At 52.6% G+C, this 23242-nt stretch carries 22 protein-coding genes; 18 read left to right on the top strand and 4 right to left on the bottom strand.

Going from position 1 to position 23242, the window contains the following annotated elements; translation table 11 throughout:
- Window positions 1-175: 175 nt before the first annotated feature.
- Window positions 176-1339: an MFS transporter gene (locus D3P08_RS10400; RefSeq protein ID WP_119599633.1), complete on the bottom strand. Its 1164-nt coding sequence runs from the start codon at window positions 1337-1339 to the stop codon at window positions 176-178.
- Between the two features lie 271 nt (window positions 1340-1610).
- Here D3P08_RS10400 and D3P08_RS10395 point away from each other — a divergent pair, with 271 nt between their 5' ends.
- The 16 genes from D3P08_RS10395 (at window position 1611) to D3P08_RS10320 (ending at window position 19011) form a co-directional block, all read left to right on the top strand.
- Window positions 1611-2060 (top strand): hypothetical protein, encoded by a 450-nt coding sequence (locus D3P08_RS10395; RefSeq protein ID WP_119599794.1) that lies wholly within the window; start codon window positions 1611-1613, stop codon window positions 2058-2060.
- Between the two features lie 40 nt (window positions 2061-2100).
- Window positions 2101-4221 (top strand): peptidoglycan D,D-transpeptidase FtsI family protein, encoded by a 2121-nt coding sequence (locus D3P08_RS10390; protein WP_119599632.1) that lies wholly within the window; start codon window positions 2101-2103, stop codon window positions 4219-4221.
- 704 nt (window positions 4222-4925) lie between these two features.
- Window positions 4926-5849 carry a metal ABC transporter solute-binding protein, Zn/Mn family gene (locus D3P08_RS10385; RefSeq protein WP_147381798.1) on the top strand — a complete coding sequence of 308 codons (924 nt, stop codon included), beginning with the start codon at window positions 4926-4928 and terminating at the stop codon, window positions 5847-5849.
- 32 nt (window positions 5850-5881) lie between these two features.
- Window positions 5882-6706 carry a metal ABC transporter ATP-binding protein gene (locus D3P08_RS10380; RefSeq protein ID WP_119599631.1) on the top strand — a complete coding sequence of 275 codons (825 nt, stop codon included), beginning with the start codon at window positions 5882-5884 and terminating at the stop codon, window positions 6704-6706.
- Window positions 6699-7637, top strand: a complete 939-nt coding sequence (locus D3P08_RS10375; RefSeq protein ID WP_119599630.1) for a metal ABC transporter permease — start codon at window positions 6699-6701, stop codon at window positions 7635-7637. The genes D3P08_RS10380 and D3P08_RS10375 overlap by 8 nt, the downstream gene beginning before the upstream one ends.
- Window positions 7634-8518 carry a metal ABC transporter permease gene (locus D3P08_RS10370; protein WP_119599629.1) on the top strand — a complete coding sequence of 295 codons (885 nt, stop codon included), beginning with the start codon at window positions 7634-7636 and terminating at the stop codon, window positions 8516-8518. Before D3P08_RS10375 ends, D3P08_RS10370 begins: the two co-directional genes overlap by 4 nt.
- Before the next feature lie 203 nt (window positions 8519-8721).
- A complete protein-coding gene (locus D3P08_RS10365) occupies window positions 8722-9477 on the top strand; it encodes a Cof-type HAD-IIB family hydrolase (protein WP_119599628.1) in 756 nt (251 codons plus the stop codon).
- 37 nt (window positions 9478-9514) lie between these two features.
- Complete coding sequence (locus D3P08_RS10360) at window positions 9515-10009, top strand: DUF456 domain-containing protein (protein WP_240647409.1); 495 nt, start codon at window positions 9515-9517, stop codon at window positions 10007-10009.
- 32 nt (window positions 10010-10041) lie between these two features.
- Window positions 10042-10767 carry a ThuA domain-containing protein gene (locus D3P08_RS10355; protein ID WP_119599627.1) on the top strand — a complete coding sequence of 242 codons (726 nt, stop codon included), beginning with the start codon at window positions 10042-10044 and terminating at the stop codon, window positions 10765-10767.
- Window positions 10768-10782: 15 nt separating this feature from the next.
- Window positions 10783-12459 (top strand): putative polysaccharide biosynthesis protein, encoded by a 1677-nt coding sequence (locus tag D3P08_RS10350; RefSeq protein ID WP_119599626.1) that lies wholly within the window; start codon window positions 10783-10785, stop codon window positions 12457-12459.
- 172 nt (window positions 12460-12631) lie between these two features.
- A complete protein-coding gene (locus tag D3P08_RS10345) occupies window positions 12632-14224 on the top strand; it encodes a copper amine oxidase N-terminal domain-containing protein (RefSeq protein ID WP_119599625.1) in 1593 nt (530 codons plus the stop codon).
- A 33-nt stretch (window positions 14225-14257) separates the two neighbouring features.
- The gene (locus D3P08_RS10340; protein WP_119599624.1) at window positions 14258-14605 is read left to right on the top strand and encodes a thioredoxin family protein; all 348 of its coding nucleotides are present in this window, start codon (window positions 14258-14260) and stop codon (window positions 14603-14605) included.
- 177 nt (window positions 14606-14782) lie between these two features.
- Window positions 14783-15718, top strand: a complete 936-nt coding sequence (locus D3P08_RS10335) for a COX15/CtaA family protein (RefSeq protein ID WP_119599623.1) — start codon at window positions 14783-14785, stop codon at window positions 15716-15718.
- Entirely contained in the window at window positions 15715-17478 is a 1764-nt protein-coding gene (locus D3P08_RS10330) for a UbiD family decarboxylase (protein ID WP_119599622.1), read from the top strand. Before D3P08_RS10335 ends, D3P08_RS10330 begins: the two co-directional genes overlap by 4 nt.
- A 14-nt stretch (window positions 17479-17492) precedes the next feature.
- The gene (locus D3P08_RS10325; protein WP_119599621.1) at window positions 17493-18206 is read left to right on the top strand and encodes a Cthe_2314 family HEPN domain-containing protein; all 714 of its coding nucleotides are present in this window, start codon (window positions 17493-17495) and stop codon (window positions 18204-18206) included.
- Window positions 18207-18225: 19 nt separating this feature from the next.
- Complete coding sequence (locus D3P08_RS10320; protein WP_206098948.1) at window positions 18226-19011, top strand: SDR family oxidoreductase; 786 nt, start codon at window positions 18226-18228, stop codon at window positions 19009-19011.
- Between the two features lie 58 nt (window positions 19012-19069).
- On the opposite strand, the gene D3P08_RS10315 is transcribed toward D3P08_RS10320, so the two are convergent.
- Window positions 19070-19315 (bottom strand): NifU family protein, encoded by a 246-nt coding sequence (locus tag D3P08_RS10315; RefSeq protein ID WP_087570549.1) that lies wholly within the window; start codon window positions 19313-19315, stop codon window positions 19070-19072.
- A 97-nt stretch (window positions 19316-19412) separates the two neighbouring features.
- On the opposite strand from D3P08_RS10315, the gene D3P08_RS10310 reads away from it, so the two are divergent.
- The gene (locus D3P08_RS10310; protein ID WP_119599790.1) at window positions 19413-19682 is read left to right on the top strand and encodes a YuzB family protein; all 270 of its coding nucleotides are present in this window, start codon (window positions 19413-19415) and stop codon (window positions 19680-19682) included.
- A gap of 3 nt (window positions 19683-19685) precedes the next feature.
- On the opposite strand, the gene D3P08_RS10305 is transcribed toward D3P08_RS10310, so the two are convergent.
- On the bottom strand, window positions 19686-20753 hold the full coding sequence (locus D3P08_RS10305) for an NAD(P)/FAD-dependent oxidoreductase (RefSeq protein ID WP_119599620.1): 1068 nt from the start codon (window positions 20751-20753) through the stop codon (window positions 19686-19688).
- Window positions 20754-20816: 63 nt separating this feature from the next.
- Window positions 20817-21920: an aminofutalosine synthase MqnE gene (gene mqnE, locus D3P08_RS10300; RefSeq protein WP_119599619.1), complete on the bottom strand. Its 1104-nt coding sequence runs from the start codon at window positions 21918-21920 to the stop codon at window positions 20817-20819.
- 218 nt (window positions 21921-22138) lie between these two features.
- Here mqnE and erpA point away from each other — a divergent pair, with 218 nt between their 5' ends.
- Window positions 22139-22501 carry an iron-sulfur cluster insertion protein ErpA gene (gene erpA, locus D3P08_RS10295; RefSeq protein ID WP_119599618.1) on the top strand — a complete coding sequence of 121 codons (363 nt, stop codon included), beginning with the start codon at window positions 22139-22141 and terminating at the stop codon, window positions 22499-22501.
- Window positions 22502-23242: the final 741 nt, after the last annotated feature.

Below are 23242 nucleotides of genomic sequence, written 5' to 3'. Positions count from 1 at the left end.
TGTTGCCATGGAATCTGTCGGCAAAGTTTACGCCTGACATATTGGAGTCACCCCTCTCACAAATCATTCGACCTCAAACAGCTGCGCGCCGGTTAACCGGGCGGATTGCACTAGCCATTTGACACTATCCATACTATGAGCGGAGAGGATGTGTGCCCTGTGCGCTTACCTATTCTTATGAAAAATGGGTGTTTGGCGCCATCCGTCGCAGCCTGTAGAACGGAAGGAACATGAGCGCAAGCATCAACCCCAAAAATGCGATGTAGTAAGGGGATACGAAGTCTCGCAGCTGACCGGCTAGCATAGGTCCCAAAAAAGCGCCGACAGACGAGGCGATCGCCAGTATGGAGAAGGTTCGTCCATAGCGGGCGCCGCCGCTTAATTCGATCAGCAGCGTGGATAACGCCGGGAGCACGATTCCTTTCATCATTCCGATGCCAAGCAGCATAACGGGCAGAGGGAGCGGAACACCGGCCGCAATGCCGAAGTAGAGGATGGCCAAACAGACGGATCCGAGCGCCGTTCGGAAATAAGAAGGAATCCGGTTCAGAAACATCATGCTCAGCGTAATTAAGGCGCCAATGCTGATGACCGAAAACAAAAGGCCTGTCGTCATCATGGCTTCCTCGTTTTTTGCGAGCAGGGGCAGCTCGAATGATAAAATACCTTGGGCGCAGCTCAAGCCGACCGGCAGCAGGAAGACCGTCCAAGGGACCGTTTTCGCAGGCTCGGATTGGACAGGCTGCAGGGGCTGCGCAGCGGCATCTTTGATCGGGTTCCGATCCAGCTTACGGTTAATGTCCTTGATGAAGAAGAGCGCGCATAAAGCGGTTACGACAAGAACCCAACCCAGCAGGGTAAAGGCGACGCCAAAGCCGATTTTGGCTACGAGATAGGCGCCGGCCGCGGGAGAAACGACCGACGCAAGCGTATGAACGAGACCGTTGCCCGCCATCAGCTTGCCCTGCTGGACGCGGTCATCCGTAAGCCTCGCGAGCAGGGCGAGACAAGCGGGAGAGAGAAAGGCGAGAACGAAGCCGCTGATTGAGCGTAATAGAAGCAATTGCCACGGATCGGTCACATGAGATTGGAAGAGCAGCACGATACCTGCCGCAAGCAAGCTGAACACGATAAACAAGCGGCTTCCGAACCGGTCCACGCCATAACCGGCAATAAGGTTGCCGGGCAGATGCGTAATGGAGTACATCCCCATCATTAAGCCGATGAAGGAAGGCGCCGCGCCGATCGAGATCGCAAAAGGCGTTAAAATCGGATATTGCGCATGCAAATCAAAAAAAGCGACAAATAGAAATAAATAGAGCCAAACGGCGGTTCTCACAGGCGATCCTCCCAGCTTTTACCATGTCCACTTCAGAATTACAGGCTATCGAGCATACCTCGAACGTACAATTCTAACGGGCGATAGATCCAACCTCTTAATGCAATCATTCAACCTTTAATTTGCTGCGCTAGAGGTTATTATTACTAGTACGTGGGAATGGGACAGGATATACCTTCCTGACTTGGAAGTGAACGTTTACGGCCTATCTTTACTAGGCTATAATGTTTGATAATAGGACGCAGAAGGAGATATAATGGAGGGGTACATCATGGATTTTTTGGATTTTACGTCGTATGACACGGAGACGTGGACGACATTTTTGAAGGATAATTGGCTGGTCCTTGCGATCGGACTTATTGTATTGCTCATCGTTGTCCGGATTGTAAAGACAGTTATGAAATGGGCGATCGTTGCGATTGTTGTCATCGGCTTGGTGCTGTACAGCGGTTATTCGCTTGACGACGTGAAGGAAATCGGGACCAAAGTGATGGATAACGTCAAGGAAGAAGCGATCAGCGCGATGGTTGGCGACGCGGCGGAAGCGGAATATACCTTAAATGATGACGGCACGTATACCGTTAAATCGGACAGCATAGAACTGAAGGGTGAAGTCGGCTCGAGCGAGGTGCAGGTATCGCTGCACGGATCGCCGTTTATTACGCTTCAGCTGGAAGGCGTCATTCAGACCTTTATCGATCAAGCAAAAGAAAAAAGTTAGGCTGCAGGCTTAAAGCCTGCATGGGTGGGGAGTGAACGGCATGCAGGACGATCCGCAAAAGCGGGAGATTGATAACCGGCGGAATTTCTCGTTCCGTCTGAACTTTTTTTTCTTTATAACATTTGCGTTATTCAGTATGCTAATCGTCAGATTGGCTGTGTTGCAGTTTGTTGAGGGGCCTGCGCTTAATGCAAAAGGCGTCACGATCAGCACGCGGAATGATCAGATCCCTCCGATTCGAGGCAATATATATGACGCGGAGGGCTATCCGATTGCGTATTCGACTTCGACGCAGTCGCTCTATTACAGCCTTCAGCCTTCAACGAAGTCGAAGTCTTATGATGAAGCAGCAAGGGAAACGGCCGTAAAGCTTGCGGAGATCTTCAAGGAGTACGGAGATTCGGACAAAGTAATGACGGTAGACGATATTTTGTTTCAAATGGACTTGAATTTTTCGCGAAACGTATTGTCTGTGCCAAGACGGATTAAGTCGGGCTTAACGAATGCGGAGGTCGCTTACTTTATGGAGAACCGGTCGGATTTCACCGGTATCGAGATTATGGAGGAAAGCGTCCGTAACTATGATAAAAATTCGATCGCCGTACAGCTCGTCGGTTACTTGAAGAAGTACAAGGGCGTGCGGCTGGATAATGAGTTTTATAAGGCCAAAATGGGAGAAGAAGATCCAACTCTTCAATATTTGGAAGAGGAAGAGGTTGGACTCGACGGCCTTGAATTTATGTATCAGGATGTGCTCCGCGGTAAAAACGGCTTGAAGTCGTATCCGGTCAATAACAAGGAGCATATTATCGGCCCGATGCGTATAACGAATCCGGAGAAGGGCGCGAACTTGTATCTTACGATCGACAAGGACGTGCAGTTGAAAACGGAAGAAGCGATCATGAAGCATCTGGAAAAAATTCGTACGTCCAAGAACCGTTACGAATACGCGCCAGACGCGCAGACAGGCTTCGCTGTGGCGATGGAAGTGGATACTGGCAAGGTCGTCGCGATGGCGAGCATGCCGGATTATGATCCGAATATTTGGGCCGGCGGCAGCATCAGCGCCGAAGACTATAAAAACTTCGGACATGTGCTGTCGAACGGCACGATCCGGACGGTGTACGGACCGTATTCAGATGAAGAGCGGCCAAAACATCCATCCTCCATCGTTCCGCTTGGTTCGACGGTGAAGCCATTATCCGTTTTGATTGGACTTAACGAGAAGCTGTTTTCAACAACAACTCGGTATAAAGATACGGGCGCCTTCTACTTTGGTAAAGAAGGCTACCAAAGGAGAATCGGCAACTCGGAGGGCAAAGTATTCGGCAGCATCGACGGTGCGGGAGCTATCGCTAATTCCTCTAACCCGTTCATGGCCGCTATGGTCGGCAACAAGCTGGTTGCGCGCGGCACGGTAAACGGTAAGTCTGCCGTCGAGATTTGGGACAGCTACATGAAGCAATTTGGTCTCGGCGTTTCGACGGAAAGCGGGCTCCCTGGTGAGGTACTGGGCGTTATCGATTATTTCAATTCAGCAGAACGAGATAGTATGCAATCTGCGCTTGTATTTGCATCGTTTGGCCAGCAGGGCCGTTATACGACTCTTCAGCTTGCACAGTATGCCACTATGCTTGCGAATAGAGGCAAAAGAATGAAGCCTCAATTTGTAAATGAAATTAAAGATTCCGACGGCAATGTGGTCCAAAGCTTTAAGCCGGAAGTGCTCAATACGGTTGACTTTCCGGTAGAATATTGGGAGGAAATCGAAGCCGGTATGTCTCAAGTTAAAGTGCAGGGCTTCGAAGGCTTCCAGCACAGCTTCAATCGGAAGACGGGGACCTCTGAGCAGACGGTCGCGGGCGGAAAAATGGCAAATAACGCGGTATTTATCGCGTACGCGCCTGCCGACAAACCGAAGCTGGCCGTTGCGGTTGTCGTGCCGGACGGCGGCTTCGGCAGCTTCGGCGCGGCACCGATTGCACGACAAATCTTTGACGCGTACGACGCGGAGATCGGGCTTACCGGCACGCCGAATACGGCGCTTAAGAAATCCCTGGAGTCAGGAACAGAAGGCACCCCGCCGGGCTCGACCGGCACAGGAACAGAAAATTCGGCCACTCCGACTGGTCCGAATCAAACGAATACAGGAGCTCAATAAGCACGCGCAGCACTCAAGCTGAAGCTGTCCATGACATGTCGTCATGGGCAGCTTTTTTGTTTACGCCTCGTTACCGCTAGTGTTTGAACGATTAGTTGCGTGTAAAGTTCTTATTGGCTCGTTACTGTCAGCGACTGAACAATTAGTTGCGTGAGGCGTCGTTATTGGCTCGTTACTGTCAGCGTTTGAACAATTAGTTACGTGAAGCGTCGTTATTGGCTCGTCACTAGCAGCGTTTGATCATTTAGTTGCGTGTGGCGTCGTTATTGGCTCGTTACTGTCAGCGTTTGAACAATTAGTTACGTGAGGCGTCGTTATTGGCTCGTCACTAGCAGCGTTTGATCATTTAGTTGCGTGTGGCGTCGTTATTGGCTCGTTACTGTCAGCGACTGAACAATTAGTTGCGTGAGGCGTCGTTATTGGCTCGTTACTGTCAGCGACTGAACAATTAGTTGCGTGAGGCGTCGTTATCGGCTCGTTACTGTCAGCGTTTGAACAATTAGACACGTGCGGCCCGCTTAAATCACCGCATTTTGCAGGAAAAAGGGCGGCGTCAAAAAGAAATGTTGCACTATAGAAACTTTTTTGTATAATATTAAAAAAGAGGCGTTGATCTAAAATAGGTTGACCGATGCAAAAGTTGAAAATGGGAGGCGTATAAAGTGCGAAAAGGGAAGCGGGCCAATTCCGCGTTAAAAAGGTTGATGATGACGCTATTGTTTCTTTCTTTGGCAGTGTCTACGCTCGCTGGGTGCGGAGGGACGGCGCGAAATCCGGAAGCGGGCGGGAAGCTGAGAATTACCGCAACAACCGGCATGATCGCGGATGCTGTCTCGGAGGTTGGCGGAGAATTTGTGGAAGTGACGGGCCTAATGGGCCCTGGCATCGATCCCCATTTGTACAAAGCGTCGCAGGGCGATGTGAGAAAGCTCGATGACGCCGATGTCATTTTTTATAACGGTCTTCATCTCGAAGGCAAGATGGGCGAAATTTTCGAGCAGATGGAAAAATCAAAGCCCGTTGTTGCGGTTGCGTCTTACTTAAAGGAGGAGCAATTGATTACTGACCCGTCGGCAGCAGGCGGAGCAACGCATGACCCGCATATTTGGTTCGACGTCAAGCTGTGGATGTCCGCGGTGGAGGTGATCCGAGATACACTTGCGGAGAAGGATCCCGCACATGCGGATCAGTATCAAGCAAACGCCGAAGCGTATCTGAAGAAGATGGAGGAGCTGGACGCGTACGCCAAGGAGCAAATTGCGGCAATACCGGCGAATAGCAGAATATTAGTTACCGCGCATGACGCCTTCGGCTACTTCGGCAGGGCGTACGGCATTGAGGTTAAGGGCTTGCAGGGAATCAACACGATGTCGGAATACGGGTCGAAGGATGTAAGCGAGCTGCGCGATTTTCTGGTGGAGAACGGCATCAAGGCCGTATTTGTTGAATCGAGCGTATCCACGAAATCGATTGAATCCGTCATTGAAGGCGCGCGCGAGCTCGGGCATGAGGTGAAAATTGGCGGACAGCTGTTCTCGGACGCGATGGGAGACGCGGGTACGGAAGAAGGAACGTACCTCGGCATGGTTAGACATAACGTCGATACGATTGTAAAGTCGTTGAAATAGCTGTTCCGAATAACGCGAAGGGATGAGCGGATATGAGTCATGCAGCTAGCAATCTATACAAGGAGCAGGGGAATAAGCCCCCTCTCTCCGTCAGCGGGTTAAGCGCCGCTTACCAGAAAAAGCCCGTGCTTCGCAACGTTTCCTTTGAGGTGAAAGAAGGGGAGCTGATCGGCGTGATCGGTCCGAACGGGGCAGGGAAGTCGACCATGATCAAAGCGGCGCTTGGTCTTATTCCTACCATCGGGGGCGAAGTGCTGGTATACGGCAAGCCTTGCAAGGAGCAGCGCAAGCTGATCGGTTATGTGCCCCAGCGGGAATCCGTGGATTGGGATTTTCCGACGAACGCCCTTGATGTTGTGCTGATGGGAACATACGGCAGACTCGGATGGTTCGGTCGGCCGAAGGCGAAGGATAAGGCGCTGGCGCTTGAATGCTTGGAGAAGGTCGGCATGGGCGATTTCGCGGACCGGCAGATCAGCCAGCTGTCAGGAGGCCAGCAGCAGCGCGTATTTTTGGCGAGGGCGCTCGCCCAGAACGCGAAGCTGTATTTCATGGATGAACCGTTCGCGGGCGTCGACGCCGCGACGGAGAAGGCGATCATTACGCTGCTCCAGGAGCTGAAGAAGCAAGGGAAAACCGTTATCGTCGTCCACCACGACCTCGCGACCGTCCAGCAATATTTCGACTCCGTGCTGCTGCTGAACGTGGAGCTTCAGGCATTCGGGCCGACAAAAGATACGTTTACGAGAGAGCAGCTTCAGCGCACGTACGGCGGTCGGCTTGCGTTTCTGGACAGCAGCTTAACCGGAGAAGGCGCCGGAATAGCGGTGCCGAAAGGGGAGAGCGGCCATGAATAATATAACGGCTATGCTTTCCGACCCGAACATGCGCTGGATCTTGCTGGGCTGCATGCTTCTTGGCCTAAGCAGCGGCGTCATCGGCAGCTTCTCCTATCTTCGCAAGCAAAGCTTAGTCGGCGATACGCTGGCGCATGCGGCTTTGCCCGGCATTTGTATCGCTTTTATGCTGACCGGGGTGAAGTCGATCGGCGTCTTCCTGGTTGGCGCAGGTATAGCGGGGATGATCGCGACCTTCGGCATCGGGTATTTAACAAGACATTCCAAGCTGAAGCAGGATGCCGCGCTCGGCATTATACTTACGACCTTTTTCGGATTGGGCATTGTGCTTCTCACCTTTATCCAGCATGGCGATTACGGGAATCAATCCGGCCTGGATAAATTTTTGTTCGGGCAAGCGGCCGCAATGGTAGGCTCCGATGTCGTCACGATGTCGCTCATCAGCATTTTGCTAGTGACCATTTGCACGCTGCTGTTCAAGCAATTTAAGCTGATCTCCTTCGATCCCGGCTTCGCCCGGGGAATCGGATATCCCGTCGCTTTGCTGGAGCAGCTGCTCATGCTGTTAATGGTTATCGCGGTAGTGGCAGGCATTCAGGCTGTTGGAGTCGTCCTGATCTCCGCGATGCTTATAGCGCCGGCGGTATCGGCGAGGTATTGGACGAACAGCTTAAGCGCCATGATCGCATTATCGGGGTTATTCGGCGCGTTAAGCGGGGCGCTCGGCACGTGGATCAGCTCCTCCGTCTCCAGCATGCCGACAGGACCTGTGACGGTGCTCGCAGCAACCTTCTTTTTTATCGTGTCCGTGCTGTTTGGGCCCAAGCGGGGGATTGTTGCCAAACGCTTCATGAGCGCCCGCGTCAAAAAACGCTTTTTGCTGGAGAACGAGCTGCGCGCGGAGCGCATGAAAGGGGAGGCGGCGGGATGAGCGACTTTTGGATCTTGTTAACGGGCTCGTTAGTAGCCGCTTGCTGCGGAATCGTCGGCGTTTTCCTAGTCCTGCGCAAAATGGCCATGATCGGGGACGCGATCAGCCACTCCGTTATGCCGGGAATCGTTATCGCTTTTCTCATTAGCGGCTCCAGGGATTCGATGTTAATGATGTTCGCCGCGCTGGTGTTCGGGTTGATCACCGTGCTTCTGATCGGCTTGTTCCAGCGGAGCGGCATCCAATCCGACGCGTCGATAGGCGTGGTGTTTACAGCCTTATTCGCGATCGGCGTTATTCTCGTCAGCTTGTTTGCAAGGCAAGTGCATCTGGACCAGGACGCGATCCTATACGGAGAAATTGCATTCGTGCATTGGAATTTATGGGAAATCGGCGGGATGAGCTTGGGACCGAAGGCTGTCTGGCTGCTTGGCGTCACGCTTCTCGTCATCTCTTTGATCATCGGATTATTTTATAAGCAATTCAAAATCTGTTCGTTCGACCCGGCGCTCGCGGCGGCCATCGGTATTCCGGTCGCGTTTTTCCATTATCTGCTTATGGGGCTTGTATCGATGGCGACAGTCAGCTCCTTCGAGAGCGTCGGCGCCATTCTGGTCGTCGGGATGCTTATTGTACCGGCCTCAACGGCGTATCTATTGACCGAAAAGCTCGGGACGATGATCGCTTTAAGCATTGCAGCCGGCATTGTCAGCACGTTCATCGGCTATTCGGCTTCGATATGGCTGGACGCTTCGATTGCGGGCTGTATCGTATGCGCGGCAGGCTTGCTGTTCCTCGCCGCTTTCCTGTTCTCGCCTACGCAAGGATTAGTTGTCCGCAAGCTGCGCATGCGTTCGCTAGCCGTTTCGGAAACCCGCTAAAAGCGCTAGCGGTAACCAATAAAGATCGAGCCGTTTTTGCATCCGTCATCGCGGATGTCGGAAACGGCTTTTTCGCTGCTTCGTATTACCGAACGTCGTTACTTACCAATTGCTGTAAGCAGAAATTCAGATTCGTATGGTTTCCGGCTAAATTGTGTTAAAATAAGCTGTATGTTTAGGAACCGGGAAGGAGTCAGAACTGCATGACGAAATACAAACTGCTTGCGCTCGATATGGATGGAACGCTTCTTAACGAGCAGAGCGAAATCAGCTCCGAGAATGCCGAGTGGATAAAGCGTGCCATGGATGCGGGGGTAACCGTCAGCTTCTCCACGGGAAGAGGGTTTGTCAGCGCCCTGCCTTATGCGGAGCAATTAAACCTCGATACGCCGATGATTACGGTTAATGGCGGGGAGATCTGGACAAAGCCGCATGTGCTGTACAAACGGACGGAGCTCAGCTCCTACTATGTCCAGCGGCTTTATGAGCTTGCGAAAACCTATCCGGAAGTATGGTACTGGGCTTATACGACGGAGGCGATCTATAACAAAGAACGCTGGATCGACGAATCCGCCAGCTATGACTCGTACCATTGGCTGAAATTCGGCTATTACACCGAGGATCGAAGCGCGCTTGAGATGATTCTCGCCGAGGCGCAGAGCTGGGGCGCGCTTGAGATCAGCAATTCCTCGCCGAATAATATCGAGCTGAACCCGCAGGGCGTCTCGAAAGCAAGCGCGCTTAGGGATCTATGCGAGTGGATGGGGATCGAAATGTCGCAGGTCGTAGCGGCGGGAGACAGCCTGAACGATATTGCCGCTATTCGCGAAGCGGGCCTCGGCGTCGCGATGGGCAACGCTCAAGACGCGGTGAAGCAGGCGGCGGACGTCGTAACGCTTACGAACGACGAGCATGGCGTGGCGGAAATCATTAAACGATATGTGCTGCAGACAGAGTAAGGAACGGCAATTTGTAGCCTGAAGGGGAATAGCTGCTATGGATTTGACCTTGGATATTGTAGGATGGACGCTTGTTGTGCTCTTGTTCGTTATCGGAATGGCGGGCACCGTCTATCCGGTTTTGCCGGGAGCAGTCGCGATTTATTTAGCGTTTTTCGTATACGGATGGTTTTTTTCGTTCGGCGAATTCGACATTTTCTTCTGGATCTTGCAGACGATCATATTTATTGTTTTGTTTATCGCGGATTATGCGGTAAGCGCCTGGGGCGTCAAACGATTCGGAGGCACGAAGGCTTCCGTCTGGGGCAGCACGATCGGCTTGATCGCGGGACCTTTTGTTATTCCCGCCTTCGGACTTATTATCGGCCCTTTCGCGGGGGCGGTCATTGGCGAGATGCTGACCGGCGCAAGCTTCGAGAAGTCCTTGAAAGTAGGCTGGGGCTCGCTCGTGGGATTGTTTACCAGCGTGGTCGTGAAAATTATTTTGCAATCCGTTATGATAGTATTGTTCATACTATGGCTTGTATTCTAAAAATCAAACACAAACAAAGGCGGTAGAACACAATGGTGAAAGTAACGGTGTGGAACGAGTTTTTGCATGAAAAAGTACATGAGGAAGTAAAGGCGGTTTATCCGGACGGCATTCATAACGCACTGGCAAAAGGCATTGCGGCAGGCGACATCGAAGTGGCGACAGCTACGCTGGAGGAGCCGGAGCATGGACTTACCGAGGAGCGTCTGAACAATACGGACGTGCTGATCTGGTGGGGCCATATGGGGCATGACAAAGTGGACGACGCGATCGTCGAGCGCGTGCAGCAGCGCGTTCTGAACGGTATGGGTTTAATCGTGCTTCATTCGGGCCATTTCTCGAAAATATTCAAAAAGCTGATGGGAACGGGCTGCGATCTGAAATGGCGCGAGGCGGACGAGAAGGAGCGCATCTGGGTTGTCAATCCGGCCCATCCGATCGCTGCAGGCCTTCCAGAGTACATTACGCTGGAGCAGGAAGAGATGTACGGCGAGCACTTCGACATCCCTGCGCCTGACGAATTGATCTTTGTCAGCTGGTTCGAGGGCGGCGAGGTGTTCCGCAGCGGCTGCACGTTCAGCCGGGGACAAGGCAAGATTTTCTACTTCCGTCCGGGCCACGAGACGTATCCGACTTATTACAATCCGCAAATTTTGCAGGTTATTCAGAACGGCGTCCGCTGGGCAGCGCCATCCAACGCGGCTGCTCCGGTACGAGGTAACCATAAGCCGCTTGAGCCGATTAAAGGCAAAAAGTAAGGAGTCGTCCGCAACTTGTCCACGTTAAAGAAAGATTCCCTTATAAAAGGCACGCTAATATTAGCTGCCGCAGCGCTGGTAGCCCGATTTCTCGGGCTATTCCAGCGTATCCCGACCGACTATATGCTTGGAGACGAAGGGAATATCGCCTTCTCCGCCGCCAATCAGATCTATATGATCGTCTTGATGATTGCGACAGCGGGCTTCCCAAGCGCCATCAGCAAGATGGTATCGGAGCGCTACGCGCTGGGCAGACCGGATGAAGCCCAGCATGTATACCGCGCCGGCCTGCTGTTTGGAGCGGTTGCGGGCCTTGTGCTCGCAATCGCCTTATTTGCGCTTGCTCCTGTCTATGAGATCATTGTCCATAAGCCCGGCGTTGCGCTTGCGGTGCGGGCGATCGCGCCTGCGCTATTGTTTTTCCCGCTTATCGCGATGATGCGAGGTTACTTCCAAGGCCGTCAGATGATGTCCGCAGGCGGAACGTCGCAAATTGTCGAGCAATTTGTGCGAGTGATTTTGGGTCTGCTCCTGGGCTGGCTCGTGCTCGAGCTTGGCTGGGGGGACCGTTGGGCGGCAGCCGCCATTACATTCGGCAGCGTGTTTGGCGGAATCGCGGCTTTTACGGTTATGCTCCGTTTCGCGCGCAAGCTGAAGCGGCAGGATGCCGGCTCCGTCCGTTCTTATAATGCGGAGGCTTCGGCGGCGTTCATGCCGTCCCGACCAAGCCCTTACCGGAAAACGAACAAAGATTTGCGTTACCGCGCGATTTATAAAGAAATTATGCGCATGTCCATACCGGCACTCATTACATCGATTGCGATCAATTTCATCAATCTGTTTGACGTGACGTTTTTTATGCGGCTGACCGAGCGGTTCTATACGGAAGCGCAAGCGACGCTGGAGCTCGCGGATTACGGCCTAAAAACCGTATCCCTGGCAGGCATTCCTCCGATACTGGCGATCGCGTTAAGCTCGTCCATCATCCCGGTCATCTCATCGGCGTATTCGCTTAAAAAGATGGATGAGGTGAAGCGGCAAGCCTCGCTTGTCATGCGAATCGTTTGCTTCACCGGCGTTCCATTCGCGCTGCTTCTTACCGTCGCCGCTTATTCGATTACGGGGCTAATCTTTGTTGGGCCTAGCGGCAGCGGCGCTGTCGCCGCGATGTCAGCGGCTACCATATTGCAAATCACAATGATGACGTCCAACTCGATCCTGTACGGCATGGGGAAACCAAGGCTCTCCATGCGGCATACGATTATCGGACTTCTCTTGAAGGTCGTATTCAGCGTGGCGCTAGCGCCGTTCCTTGGCATTTACGGATTAATCATCGCATCGACCATCTGTTTTGCAGCCGTAACCTTCCAAAATCTTCACAATATCAACAAAGAAGTGAAGCTGGTTGTTCTCGGTAGACGCTGGCTGCCGTATTTGGCCGCTGTGGCGGTCTCTGCGCTTGCCGGGTGGGGTGCGGAATACAGCTTGCTGGCCGTAACGGAAGGCTGGCCTGACAAGCTGTCCTACCTTGTGGCGGCAGCAGCCGCGGCAATTGTCGTAGGCGGGCTTTATGCAGCACTGCTTCTAGCGTTCCGGGTCGTCACCCCAGAGGATGTCGCTTCATTCCCAAGGCCGCTTAGAGGGCCGATCAACAAGCTGCTCCGCGTGTTTCAACGAGGGGCTGCCGTATAAAAAATAAGCCCTCAGCCTTCACAAGCCATATGGACTTGCGGAGGCTTTTTTGTTCGGCTAATCGTCCGAATAGGTCCTCTCCAATCTTTTACACGCCAATCATTTACAATAGAAGAATCTCCTAGTACAATAAATCTGCTATTCCATTGGGAACGAAGGGGAGAGTTAGCGGATGAAGAAGGTAAAGGTGAGAAGGCTTGGTCTGTTCTTGCTTGCGATGATGCTGCTTATTGCGGCAGGCTGTCAGTCGGCAGGCGGTATTGATTTCAACCAAACGATTAAAAACTCGCTGGCTGTAACGGCAAGCGAAAGCAAAAGCACTTATGAATTCCAATTGGCGTTGAATGAGGAAGCGTTAGCCGAGTTCAGCGAGGACGAAGAGGAGCTTGAGCTGCTGAAGCTGCTTTCGCGTATGAAGCTGGAGCTTCATGAAACGAAGGTGCAGGATGCGACCCGAATGTCGATGACGGGCAGCTTGGTCCTTGGCGAGAATCAAGATACGAAGATCGGCTTCGCGATGCAAACGGACGAAAATACGCTCGTGATTGAGCTGGATGGCGCCAAAGAGCCGTTCACTTTCGACCTGACAGGCAAAACGATGATGGAGCAATACGGGCTTGAAGAGACGGAGCAGGAGGAGCCTGCGGTCAGCGAAGAAGCGATGACGAAGATCGGCCACGATATGCTGGATATTATCGGCGAGTACGGAATTAACAACCTTCCTAATCCGAAGGATCTGAAAATAACGCCGGGTACATACCCGATCGGCGGCGTAGACACGCAGTTGATGAAAGTGGAGTTCGCGATGGACGGCGAGGCGCTCTGGGCTTGGATTCGCCAGTATGTCGACGCTTTGATCGCAGACCGCGACGGCTTGGAAACGGCGGTTAAGGGTATATTAGAGTTACTCGAGTCGCAGCCGGGGCTTTGGGATGCGGTTGGCGAGATGGATCCGATTCAGGACGGCGTGCTGGATGCCCCGACAATCGACGAGGTTGCGGCGGAGACAGCCGATGCCATCGCAGAAGGCCTTGCCGATGTGAAAGACGAGCTGGACTACATGGAGGAAGAGGATCAGGAGTCGCTGAAGCTCATATTCGGCGAAGCGCTGCAGCTGAACGCGACCGTGTATATCGACCATAAGCTGGACATCCGGAAGCAGCAGTTCGAGCTGTCTTATTCCCCTGACGAACAGGCGGCGGAAGAGCTGATGCTTCCGTTTACGAGCCTCTCGCTTAAAACGGATAATGAACAGTGGAATGTGAACGGTGCCGTCGCGGCGGATAAACCGGTTGTAACGGAGAACGCGCAGCCGCTGGAGCAAATCGAGCAGGGCTACCAATTTATTAGTCTCATCGAAGAAGATTCGGACTTATACGACCTTCTTAAAAACAAGCTGCATATTACGCGTCAAACCTATGATTCATTCATGTATTATAATGAACCGATTGTTATGCCAGGTTATATTACAGTAGCGGCTGTTCGAGACATAGCGGACGCGTTCGGCGCGGAGGTCACCTATGATGCCAAAACAAAGCAAATCACGCTTTATGATCAGCCGACCGACACGACGATCGTCTTTACTTCAGGCAGCGACGCCGTGAAAGTCAACGGGCAGAACGAGATCTGGCCGACGACGGTGATCGTCATCGACGGGACGACTTACGTGCCTGCGCGCAGGCTGGCGGAGACGCTGGGCGCGGAGATCGAATGGACGGAGCTGTACGAGGATTACAAAACGTTGACGATTGAGCGTGAGCTGTAGTCGTTTTAACTTGAAGGGATAGGAGATGGCAGCATGAACAAATTGACTACCGACGCCGCATTCCGCGATGCGGTCGCAAGCGAGAACTTAACCATTGCGGTATTCAAAACAACCTGGTGCAAGGATTGCCATTTCATCAATCCGTTTATGCCGGACCTGGAGAAGCAATATGAAGGGCGCGCGAGGTTTTTCGAGATTGACCGCGACGAGCTTCCTGATCTTTGCTCCGAGCTGAACATCCTTGGCATTCCGAGCTTTATCGCGTTCCGTCAAGGGCAGGAGCTGATCCGATTCGTGAGCAAGCTTCGCAAGACAAGAGAGGAAATCGAGTCCTTTGTCGATAAGGCGATCGCCGTCAGCGAAACGCTTGCGAAATCATAATCCAGATGATGACCCGAAGTCCGTATGAAGCCGGCCGCAATCGCGCCGATTCATACGGGCTTTCCTTTTCACAATCTAGGAAAAACGCCGGAATCGTCACATTTTCAACATGGCTTTTGGCTCAGGTAATCGATATAATTGAAGGGTCATAATTAACGGGAAATTAGGTGATTTCATATGGTAACCGGCCGTTTTCGCGCGTTCGCCGTCGCGGCGTGCATCGGAATGCTTCTCGTACTGCTTGCCGGTGCGCTTGTCACAAATACGGAATCGGGCCGTGGCTGCGGCGATGATTGGCCGCTGTGCAACGGCAAATTTATACCCGCTTATACGTTTGAATCGATGCTGGAGTATTCGCATCGCGTCGTAAGCGGTCTTGAAGGGCTGCTTGTGCTCGGCGTGACGATCGCAACGTACAGAATGTACAGAAAGGACCGCAGCCGTTATAAGGAGCCGCATTATTACGCTTCCGCCGCGCTGCTGTTCACGATCGTACAAGCTTTGATGGGCGCGGCCGCGGTCATGTGGCCTCAATCTCCGCCTGTGCTGGCGATCCACTTCGGCATATCGCTTGTCGCCTTCGCAGCTACGATGCTGCTTGTCATCTGGACGTACCGGGCGAAGCACGGCAATGATACCAAAATGTTCGCAGTAGCGCCGTCGATTATGCCGCGCGCGCTATGGACCGCAATTTATTGCTATGTCGTCATTTATTTGGGCGCTTTTATCCGTCATACGGATTCAGCCGGCGGCTGTGAAGGATGGCCGCTGTGCAACGGTCAGGTCGTTCCCGAGCTGGAGGGCGCAACCGGCGCCGTCTTTATACACAGAGTCGCCGCGCTGCTGCTTGCAATTGCCGTTGTCGGCCTATATGTTCATATTAAGAAAGTAAGTCCGCGGGAAGCTGGACTTGCCAATGCGGCGCGCTGGGTCGTCATTCTGATTGTCGCTCAAGTGCTCAGCGGCGCTCTGCTTACGGAAACTGTAGGCGATGAGAGCATCTTTATTTTTACAAGCTTGCTGCACAATCTTATTATTGTGGCTTTATTCAGCCTGCTAATCGATATCGTCATTCGTTCGTGGCGATTTAGGGAAGGGCGTGCGAAAGCATGAGCTTTGCGAATTTGAGGGATTATTTAGAGGTTTTAAAGAGGGACGGCGACCTGAAAATCGTCGAAGCCCAGGTCGATCCGTATCTGGAGCTGGCGGAAATTCATCGCCGTGTCATTGAGCAGGAGGGACCGGCGCTGTTGTTCACGAATGTGAAGGGCAGCCCTTTCCCCGTCGTCACCAACTTGTTCGGGACAAGCCGAAGGGTCGATCTCGCGTTTGGCCCAAGACCGGAACAGATCATGAAGCAAATTATCGGGGCGACCGAACGGATCATGCCTCCTACGCTGAAGGCGCTGTGGGGAGAGAAGCAGCTCATTTTGGATATGATGAAGGTCGGCATGAAGGAGGTTCCGGCCTCCTCCGCTCCGATTCTTGGCACGCTCAAGAAAGAGCGGCCTCTCGCGGGATTGCCGGCGATTACAAGCTGGCAGGAGGACGGCGGACCGTTTATTACGCTGCCGCTTGTTTATACGGAAAGCATGACTTCGAAGAAAAAGCATAATCTAGGAATGTACCGCATGCAAATTTTCGATGATTCGACGACCGGCATGCATTGGCAAATACATAAAGGCGGCGGCTTCCATTATTATGAAGCCGAGCAGCGGAATGAAGCGCTGCCCGTTACCGTATTTCTCGGCGGGCCGCCGGCGTTGATCGCCTCCGCTATCGCGCCGCTGCCGGAGCATTTGCCGGAGCTGCTAATGGCTTCGCTTATACTCGGCGGCAAGCTTCCCGTCATTACAGACCCGCAGGGCGGACATCGTCTGCCGGCGGAAGCGGAGTTTGCGATCAGCGGCAAAGTGCCGCCTCATCTGCGCAGACCGGAAGGGCCGTTCGGCGATCACTTCGGCTATTATTCGTTAACCCATGATTTCCCTGTATTTGAGGTCGGTCATGTGTGGCACCGTAAAGATGCGATCTATCCCGCTACCATCGTAGGCAAACCAAGGCAGGAGGATTATTACCTCGGCGAATATTTGCAGCGGCTTCTCGCGCCAGCCTTCCCGATGGTTATGCCGGGGGTGAAGGAGCTGTGGGCCTACGCGGAAGCGGGCGTACATGCGCTGGCGGCCGCGGTGGTCAGAGAATCGTACTCGCGCGAAGCGTTGTCTACGGCATTCAGCATTCTAGGACAAGGCCAGCTCACGCTGACGAAATTCCTCATGCTGACCGATCAGCCGATCGATCTTTCGCGGTTCGATATTTTGCTGCAAACGGTGCTTGAACGGTTTAATCCGGCAACCGATTTGTTCGTCTTCGACGAAACCTCCCATGATACGCTGGATTATACAAGCGGCAAGCTCAACCACGGCAGTAAGGCCGTGATGCTGGGCGTTGGCGAACCGATCCGCAAGCTTCCATCCTCCTATACGGAGGGCGTTATCGAAGAAATCCGGAATGCTCAGGTATATTGCCCAGGCTGCCTAGTTGTATCGGGAGCGGATTATAAGTCCGAGCCGGAGCTGGCGTCGAGGCTTCTTGCCCGGCTGACGGAGCGGGGAACCGAATGGCCGCTTGTTATTTTGGTTGATGACGCCAATATCGCGTCCGGACAGACGTCGTTCCTATGGACGGTGTTTACTCGCTTTAATCCAGCGGACGATATTTATGCGAATGCGGAAGTGCGCAGACATCATTTCGGCTACAAGCTGCCGATCGTAATCGACGCGAGAATGAAGCCCGGGTATCCGGATGAGCTGTTCCCGCGCGAAGATATTGTGAAGCTTGTTGACAGTCGCTGGAGCGAATATAAGCTGTAGGGAGGAGGCGTTCGATGCTGCACTTCATGTTCGGTGAACAGGAGCGAACCCCGGATGGCGCTCTTGCAGAAACGTATGCGCTGATGGATCAATTTGCGGCAGGGCTCGCAAAGCGTATCCGCGGCGGACAAGATCCGGAGAAGAAGCTCCGCAAATTCGAAGTGTGGACGCTCGGCTTGCGGGCTTCCCTCCATGAACTGGAGCAGAGCCACTATGCGGCCTCCCGTTTTAAAGAAAAAATCGTGTCGCAATCGGTTGACGAAATGTCCGAGGAGGAGCGGCTGCATTACGCTCGCTACGTTTATTTTGATAAGAACGCCTTTATTCGGGTCTTCTCCCTTCTGGATAAGCTGGGAACCCTGCTGAACGAGCTGTTGGATATGCGCACGGAACGGATAAAGCCACATTTCTCCTACTATACGGTGCTAAGAAACATGAGGGAGCGCAATGCGCATCCGAAGCTGACATGGCGTCTGAACGATGTGAAGGAGCATTATAAGGAGTCGACGAACCGTCTCCGCAAACGAAGAAATACCGAAATTCATTATATGAATTCCGAGATGCAGGATGATTTGATTCAAAGCCAGCGTTTGTACGGCGAAGAGATCAAGCTGGAAAATATCGATCAGCAAGCGGAGGATTTAGCCCGATGCTTGCATATGTCGATCGAGTCGTTACGGCTTACGTTCCAGTATGCCTGCTCGCTATTGCGGCAGCATCATGTATAATCCCGGGAGAGGGTGAAATATGTTGGAGCTGAGAGGCAAAACGGCATTAGTGACCGGCAGCGCCAAAGGACTCGGCAAGCGCACGGCGCTGCAGCTTGCGGAGCAGGGCTGCAACCTGATTATCAATTATTTGGAGAGCGAGCAAGAGGCGCAGCAAGTGAAAGAGTCGATCGAACGGCTGGGCGTTAAGGCCATCACGGTACAAGCCGATATCGCGACGACCGAAGGCGCGCATAAGCTCGCCGACGAAGCGGAACGATGGGCGGGGGGCGTTGACATTCTTGTTAACAACGCAGGTCCGTTCGTCCGCAAGCGGAAGCTGTTCAGCGAATATGACGAGGAAACCATCATTCGTCTTATGAACGGCAATCTGCTAAGCGTCATGCTGCTCGATCACCGCTTGCTTCCGGGCATGAGGGAGAAAAAGTGGGGCAGAATCATTCATTTTGGCTTTGGACACGCGAATGAGGCGAGAGCTTGGCCTCACCGCGCGGTATACGCCGCGGCCAAAACAGGACTGGTCTCGTTCACCAAGTCGCTGGCGGTGGAGGAAGCGCCGTTCGGCATTACGGTCAATCTAATCGGACCGGGAGATATTCGCGGGGCGAATAAGGAGCGGTCGATCGAGGAAGCGGAGCACGAGCATGATCCGGAGTCCCCGCTTGGCCGGCCCGGCACGGGCGAAGATGTGGCGAGGGTAATTTTGTTTTTATGCCAAAAACAATCGAGCTTCCTTACGGGCAACGTAATTGACGTAACCGGCGGTTTTGATCCGATACGGGCCAATATAAAAGGCATGTTCTAAAAAAAGAGTCTTATCCTGCGGGAAGCAAGCTTCTCCGCGACGGATAAGACTCTTTGCGTTAAAATACTTGTACCACTTCGACAACGCCGTCTACTTCTTCAAGCAGGGCGCGTTCGATACCGGCCTTCAATGTAATCGTGGAGCTTGGGCAGCTGCCGCATGCGCCCATTAGGCGAAGCTTAACGATACCGTCCTCAACATCGACCAATTCTACGTCGCCGCCGTCGCGTTGCAGGAACGGGCGAAGCTTATCAAGCACGTCCAGAACTTCGTCATACATTGTTTCTTGTACTTGTTCACTCATTGCAATCCACTCCTTTCTCCCCTATTATAGTACAAAGCGAAGCAAATGAAAATGGTTCGCATTCCATAATTATTATAAAGTAAGGTGATCCTTCATGATAAAACCGATGATTGAATTTTGCGCCAGCAACATGCACCATGGAACGGATGAGATCATGAATCAGCTCGAAATGGACGATTCCGTCGAAGTGATCGAATACGGCTGCCTGGGCAATTGCGGCGAATGTTATTTAAAGCCGTACGCGCTTGTAGACGGCGAGATTGTAGCCGCCGACAGCGTAGCTGAGCTCAAAGAAAAAATTCAAGGAGCAATAGCCCGGCAAAAAGAGGACCGCGAAGCGCTGGATAAGCTGCTGGATCAATTATAAACTCTATCCCAGATGGTGCTTCGAGCGCCACAAGACGCCGCTTTTTACTAATCTTGGCACACGTCCTAATATCGGCGTATTCCCCATAATGCCGAATCCGCTCTTTTTGCCTAGGGAGCCAAGCACGCCTTTTAGTTTGATTCTTCCAAGGCGAGGCGTCTTGTTCTCCCACACCGCTCGAAGCACTTCCGCGATTTGTTTGCCTTGCGCGCCGGCGGCTTGACCGCTTGGCGAGAACGGCAGGGACGCGCAGTCCCCTACGATATAGACGTTGTTGTAGTCGGGCAGCTGATGATATTCATTGAGGATAAGACGTCCTTGCTTATCCTTCGGCAGCTGTATGTTTTGCACCAGCTCTACAGGCTGAATGCCCGCTGTCCAGACCGTAACGTCCGTATAAATCGGCTTTTCATTATTGCTGTCGTACAATATGCCCTGCTCCAACTTGTTCAGCTGTACATGACCGCGCATCTCAACATGATGCTCGATGAACCAATCCGCCACGTAGTCCTGCAGCTTGCCAGGGAATGCGGAAAGCACCTTCGGTCCACGGTCCAAAATGCGGATATTGAGATCGGGTCTGCTCTCCCGCAGCTCGGAAGCGACCTCGACGCCGCTTAGTCCGCCGCCCACAATGGTCACCTGACCATAAGGCTTAATGTCATTCAACAGCGCGTACGTTTTTCTAGCGGCGGAGAACGTCTGGATGCTTGTCGAGAATTGCTGCGCTCCTTCAATCCCGTGATATTTATCCGTACAGCCTAAACCGATGACGAGCCAATCGTAGGAGAGCGGGTCTTGTTCTTCGATGACAACAAGCTGATTTTCCATATCGACATCCAACACTTCGCCGTAAACAAGCTTCAATCGAGGGTCGGAAGGGAATTGTACCCGCAGGTCCTTATCCGATACGGTGCCGGCCGCAAGCGCGTAATATTCCGTTTTCAGCCCTTGGAAAGGCATACGGTCGACCAATGTAATCGTCACGTCCAGCGGCAGACGGTCTTCAAGCAGTTCATTAACAATCGCGGCGCCGCCGTAGCCGCCGCCCAAAATTACTAAATTTCTCATGAGGTTCCCCAGCTCCATGATTCATGATGTGTTTGTAGGTTGTGCTTACACCGTAAGGCTTAATCATTCATAAATTTTGATTTCGTTGTAGAAAGTATCCCTTTCAACAGGAATTCGTCCTGCGCCCTTAATCAGCCAAATTAAATCTTCGCGCGTAATGCCTTCCGGTGTCAGCGCGCCGGCCGCATGGCTGATTCTTTCTTTGACGATGGTTCCGTGAGCATCCGAAGCACCCATTGTAAGCGCGACTTGAGTCAATTGAACGCCGATATTAATGAAGTATGCTTTGATGTGCTGGAAATTGTCCAGCATCAGACGGCTGATCGCAATCGTCTTCAAATCTTCAAAAGCAGAGTTGCGTCTGCGAATGCCGGCTTTCGGATTGATCGGCTGCATCGACAGCGGAATAAAGACGAGGAAACCGCCAGTTTCATCCTGCAGCTCGCGAATTTGTATCAAGTGGCGGATCCGGTCTTCTTTCGATTCAATCGAACCGTACAGCATGGTGGTATGAGTGCGTAGGCCAAGCTTATGAGCGGTACGGTGCACTTCCAAATATTGCGAGACGTCAGCTTTGTCTACGCGCATTTTTTTGCGGTAATGATCAGATAATATTTCAGCGCCGCCGCCCGTCAGCGATTTCAGGCCGGCCTTCATCAGCTCTTCCAGCACTTCTTTGTAGCTGAGGCCGCTGATGCGGGAGAAGAAATCAATCTCCGCAGCCGTATACGCTTTGAGCGTGACGTCCGGATATTTTTCATTCAGTGCTTTCAGGGAATCAACATAGTACTGAAAAGGAACATGCGGATTATGGCCGCCGACGATGTGAAATTCGCGCACGCCGGGGTGAATATGCTGCTCGACGTATTCGATCATTTGGTCGCCAGACAGTGTATAAGCGCCCGGAGCGCCCTCATCCTTACGGAAGTTACAGAACGCGCAGTGCGCTTCGCATACATTGGTGAAGTATAAACTCATATTTTCGATAAAATAAACCTTTTTCCCGTTCTTGCGCAGCGCGACTTCATTCGCGAGCTGTCCAATCGTTAACAGGTCGTCAGATTCGTATAAGAATACGCCGTCTTCCAGCGAAAGACGCTGACCGTGACGCACTTTTTCGATAATTTGCTCCATTTGGCTATCATGCGCCTTGATGATCGTATGCATAAGAAGTCCTCCTTCGTAGGTCGTACGTTACGGTTAGTTTGTGAAAAAAAGAACTTGCGATAACGTTTAAAATTCCTGTAACCATTATAAACCTCACACGTAGCAGGGGCAACAAGAAAAGTAGCGGAAGCCGTCTGGTGGAAGCTGGAGTGCAGCCCTTGAGCAACCTGTAGATGTGGAGTATACTATGGATAAGTAAGTGAATGGAGGGTTGCAGAATGATTACAATCAGTGAATTGGCATCTGAAAAAATAAAAGAAATGTTGGAGCAGGAGGCATCGCCGGACTTGTTCCTTCGTGTTGGCGTAAAAGAAGGCGGCTGCAGCGGCTTCTCCTATGGCATGGGCTTTGACGACGAGGAGAAGGAAGGCGACCAGACGCTGGAAACGCAGGGCATTAAGGTCGTTGTCGATAACGACAGCATTAAATATTTGCGCGGACTTGTCATCGATTATAAAGAATCCGCAATGGGCGGCGGCTTTACGATCGAGAACCCGAACGCAAGCGTAACATGCGGCTGCGGCTCCTCGTTCCGCACGGCTACCGACGCAGGCAAGCCGGCTGAAGCTGGCGAGTGCTAATTAGCGAAAGCTCCAAATAAGGCAACGGCAACACCTCTCTCGTGATGCGGCTTCTGCTGCCCGCGAGGGAGGTTTTTGTTTTAGCCGCGTGTGGCGCAACTGTGTCTGGGGTGGCAGGTCAAGAGACATAAGCGCATGTGGCGTAACTAAATGTGTCTGGAGCGGCTAGTCGAGCGAATTAAGCGCGTGTGGAGTAACTAAATGTGCTCGGAGCGGCCAGTCTGGCGAAATAAGCGCGTGTGGCGTAACTAAATGTGTATGGGGTGGCAGGTCGAGCGAAATAAGCGCGTGAGGCGTAACTAAATGTGTCTAGAGCGGCAGTTCGAGCGAAATAAGCGCGTGTGGCGTAACTAAATGTGTCTGGGGTGGCAGGTCGAGCAAAATAAGCCCGTGTGGCGTAACTAAATGTGTCTGGAGTGGCCAGTCTGGCGAAATAAGCACGTGTGGCGCAACTAAATGCGCTAGAAACGGTCTGACCGTCGAGATAAGCACGTGTGACGTAACTAAATGCGCTAGGAGTGGCCTGTCTGGCGAAATAAGCACGTGTGACGTAACTAAATGTGCTAGAAACGGCCTGTCTGACGAGATAAGCACGTGTGACGTAACTAAATGTGCTAGAAACGGTCTGGCCGTCGGGATAAGCACGTGTGGCGCAACTAAATGTGCTCGGTGCGGCCGGTCGAATGAATTAAGCAAACCGCGCGATTGTTACCGGGCTCGCTGGTTTTGGATTATAATAGC

The sequence above is a fragment of the Paenibacillus nanensis genome (genome assembly GCF_003583765.1).
Taxonomy (GTDB): domain Bacteria; phylum Bacillota; class Bacilli; order Paenibacillales; family Paenibacillaceae; genus Pristimantibacillus; species Pristimantibacillus nanensis.
Note: the sequence above shows the minus strand (reverse complement) of the source record. Positions and strands in the feature narration are given on the sequence as shown.

Coding starts and splice junctions, on each gene's coding strand:
- D3P08_RS10325 (WP_119599621.1), top strand. CDS start 17,493: ATGCTGCACTTCATGTTCGGTGAACAGGAGCGAACCCCGGATGGCGCT.
- erpA (WP_119599618.1), top strand. CDS start 22,139: ATGATTACAATCAGTGAATTGGCATCTGAAAAAATAAAAGAAATGTTG.
- D3P08_RS10375 (WP_119599630.1), top strand. CDS start 6,699: ATGAATAATATAACGGCTATGCTTTCCGACCCGAACATGCGCTGGATC.
- D3P08_RS10370 (WP_119599629.1), top strand. CDS start 7,634: ATGAGCGACTTTTGGATCTTGTTAACGGGCTCGTTAGTAGCCGCTTGC.
- mqnE (WP_119599619.1), bottom strand. CDS start 21,920: ATGCATACGATCATCAAGGCGCATGATAGCCAAATGGAGCAAATTATC.
- D3P08_RS10330 (WP_119599622.1), top strand. CDS start 15,715: ATGAGCTTTGCGAATTTGAGGGATTATTTAGAGGTTTTAAAGAGGGAC.
- D3P08_RS10305 (WP_119599620.1), bottom strand. CDS start 20,753: ATGAGAAATTTAGTAATTTTGGGCGGCGGCTACGGCGGCGCCGCGATT.
- D3P08_RS10380 (WP_119599631.1), top strand. CDS start 5,882: ATGAGTCATGCAGCTAGCAATCTATACAAGGAGCAGGGGAATAAGCCC.
- D3P08_RS10385 (WP_147381798.1), top strand. CDS start 4,926: ATGATGACGCTATTGTTTCTTTCTTTGGCAGTGTCTACGCTCGCTGGG.
- D3P08_RS10345 (WP_119599625.1), top strand. CDS start 12,632: ATGAAGAAGGTAAAGGTGAGAAGGCTTGGTCTGTTCTTGCTTGCGATG.
- D3P08_RS10320 (WP_206098948.1), top strand. CDS start 18,226: ATGTTGGAGCTGAGAGGCAAAACGGCATTAGTGACCGGCAGCGCCAAA.
- D3P08_RS10390 (WP_119599632.1), top strand. CDS start 2,101: ATGCAGGACGATCCGCAAAAGCGGGAGATTGATAACCGGCGGAATTTC.
- D3P08_RS10340 (WP_119599624.1), top strand. CDS start 14,258: ATGAACAAATTGACTACCGACGCCGCATTCCGCGATGCGGTCGCAAGC.
- D3P08_RS10365 (WP_119599628.1), top strand. CDS start 8,722: ATGACGAAATACAAACTGCTTGCGCTCGATATGGATGGAACGCTTCTT.
- D3P08_RS10335 (WP_119599623.1), top strand. CDS start 14,783: ATGGTAACCGGCCGTTTTCGCGCGTTCGCCGTCGCGGCGTGCATCGGA.
- D3P08_RS10355 (WP_119599627.1), top strand. CDS start 10,042: ATGGTGAAAGTAACGGTGTGGAACGAGTTTTTGCATGAAAAAGTACAT.
- D3P08_RS10360 (WP_240647409.1), top strand. CDS start 9,515: ATGGATTTGACCTTGGATATTGTAGGATGGACGCTTGTTGTGCTCTTG.
- D3P08_RS10395 (WP_119599794.1), top strand. CDS start 1,611: ATGGATTTTTTGGATTTTACGTCGTATGACACGGAGACGTGGACGACA.
- D3P08_RS10315 (WP_087570549.1), bottom strand. CDS start 19,315: ATGAGTGAACAAGTACAAGAAACAATGTATGACGAAGTTCTGGACGTG.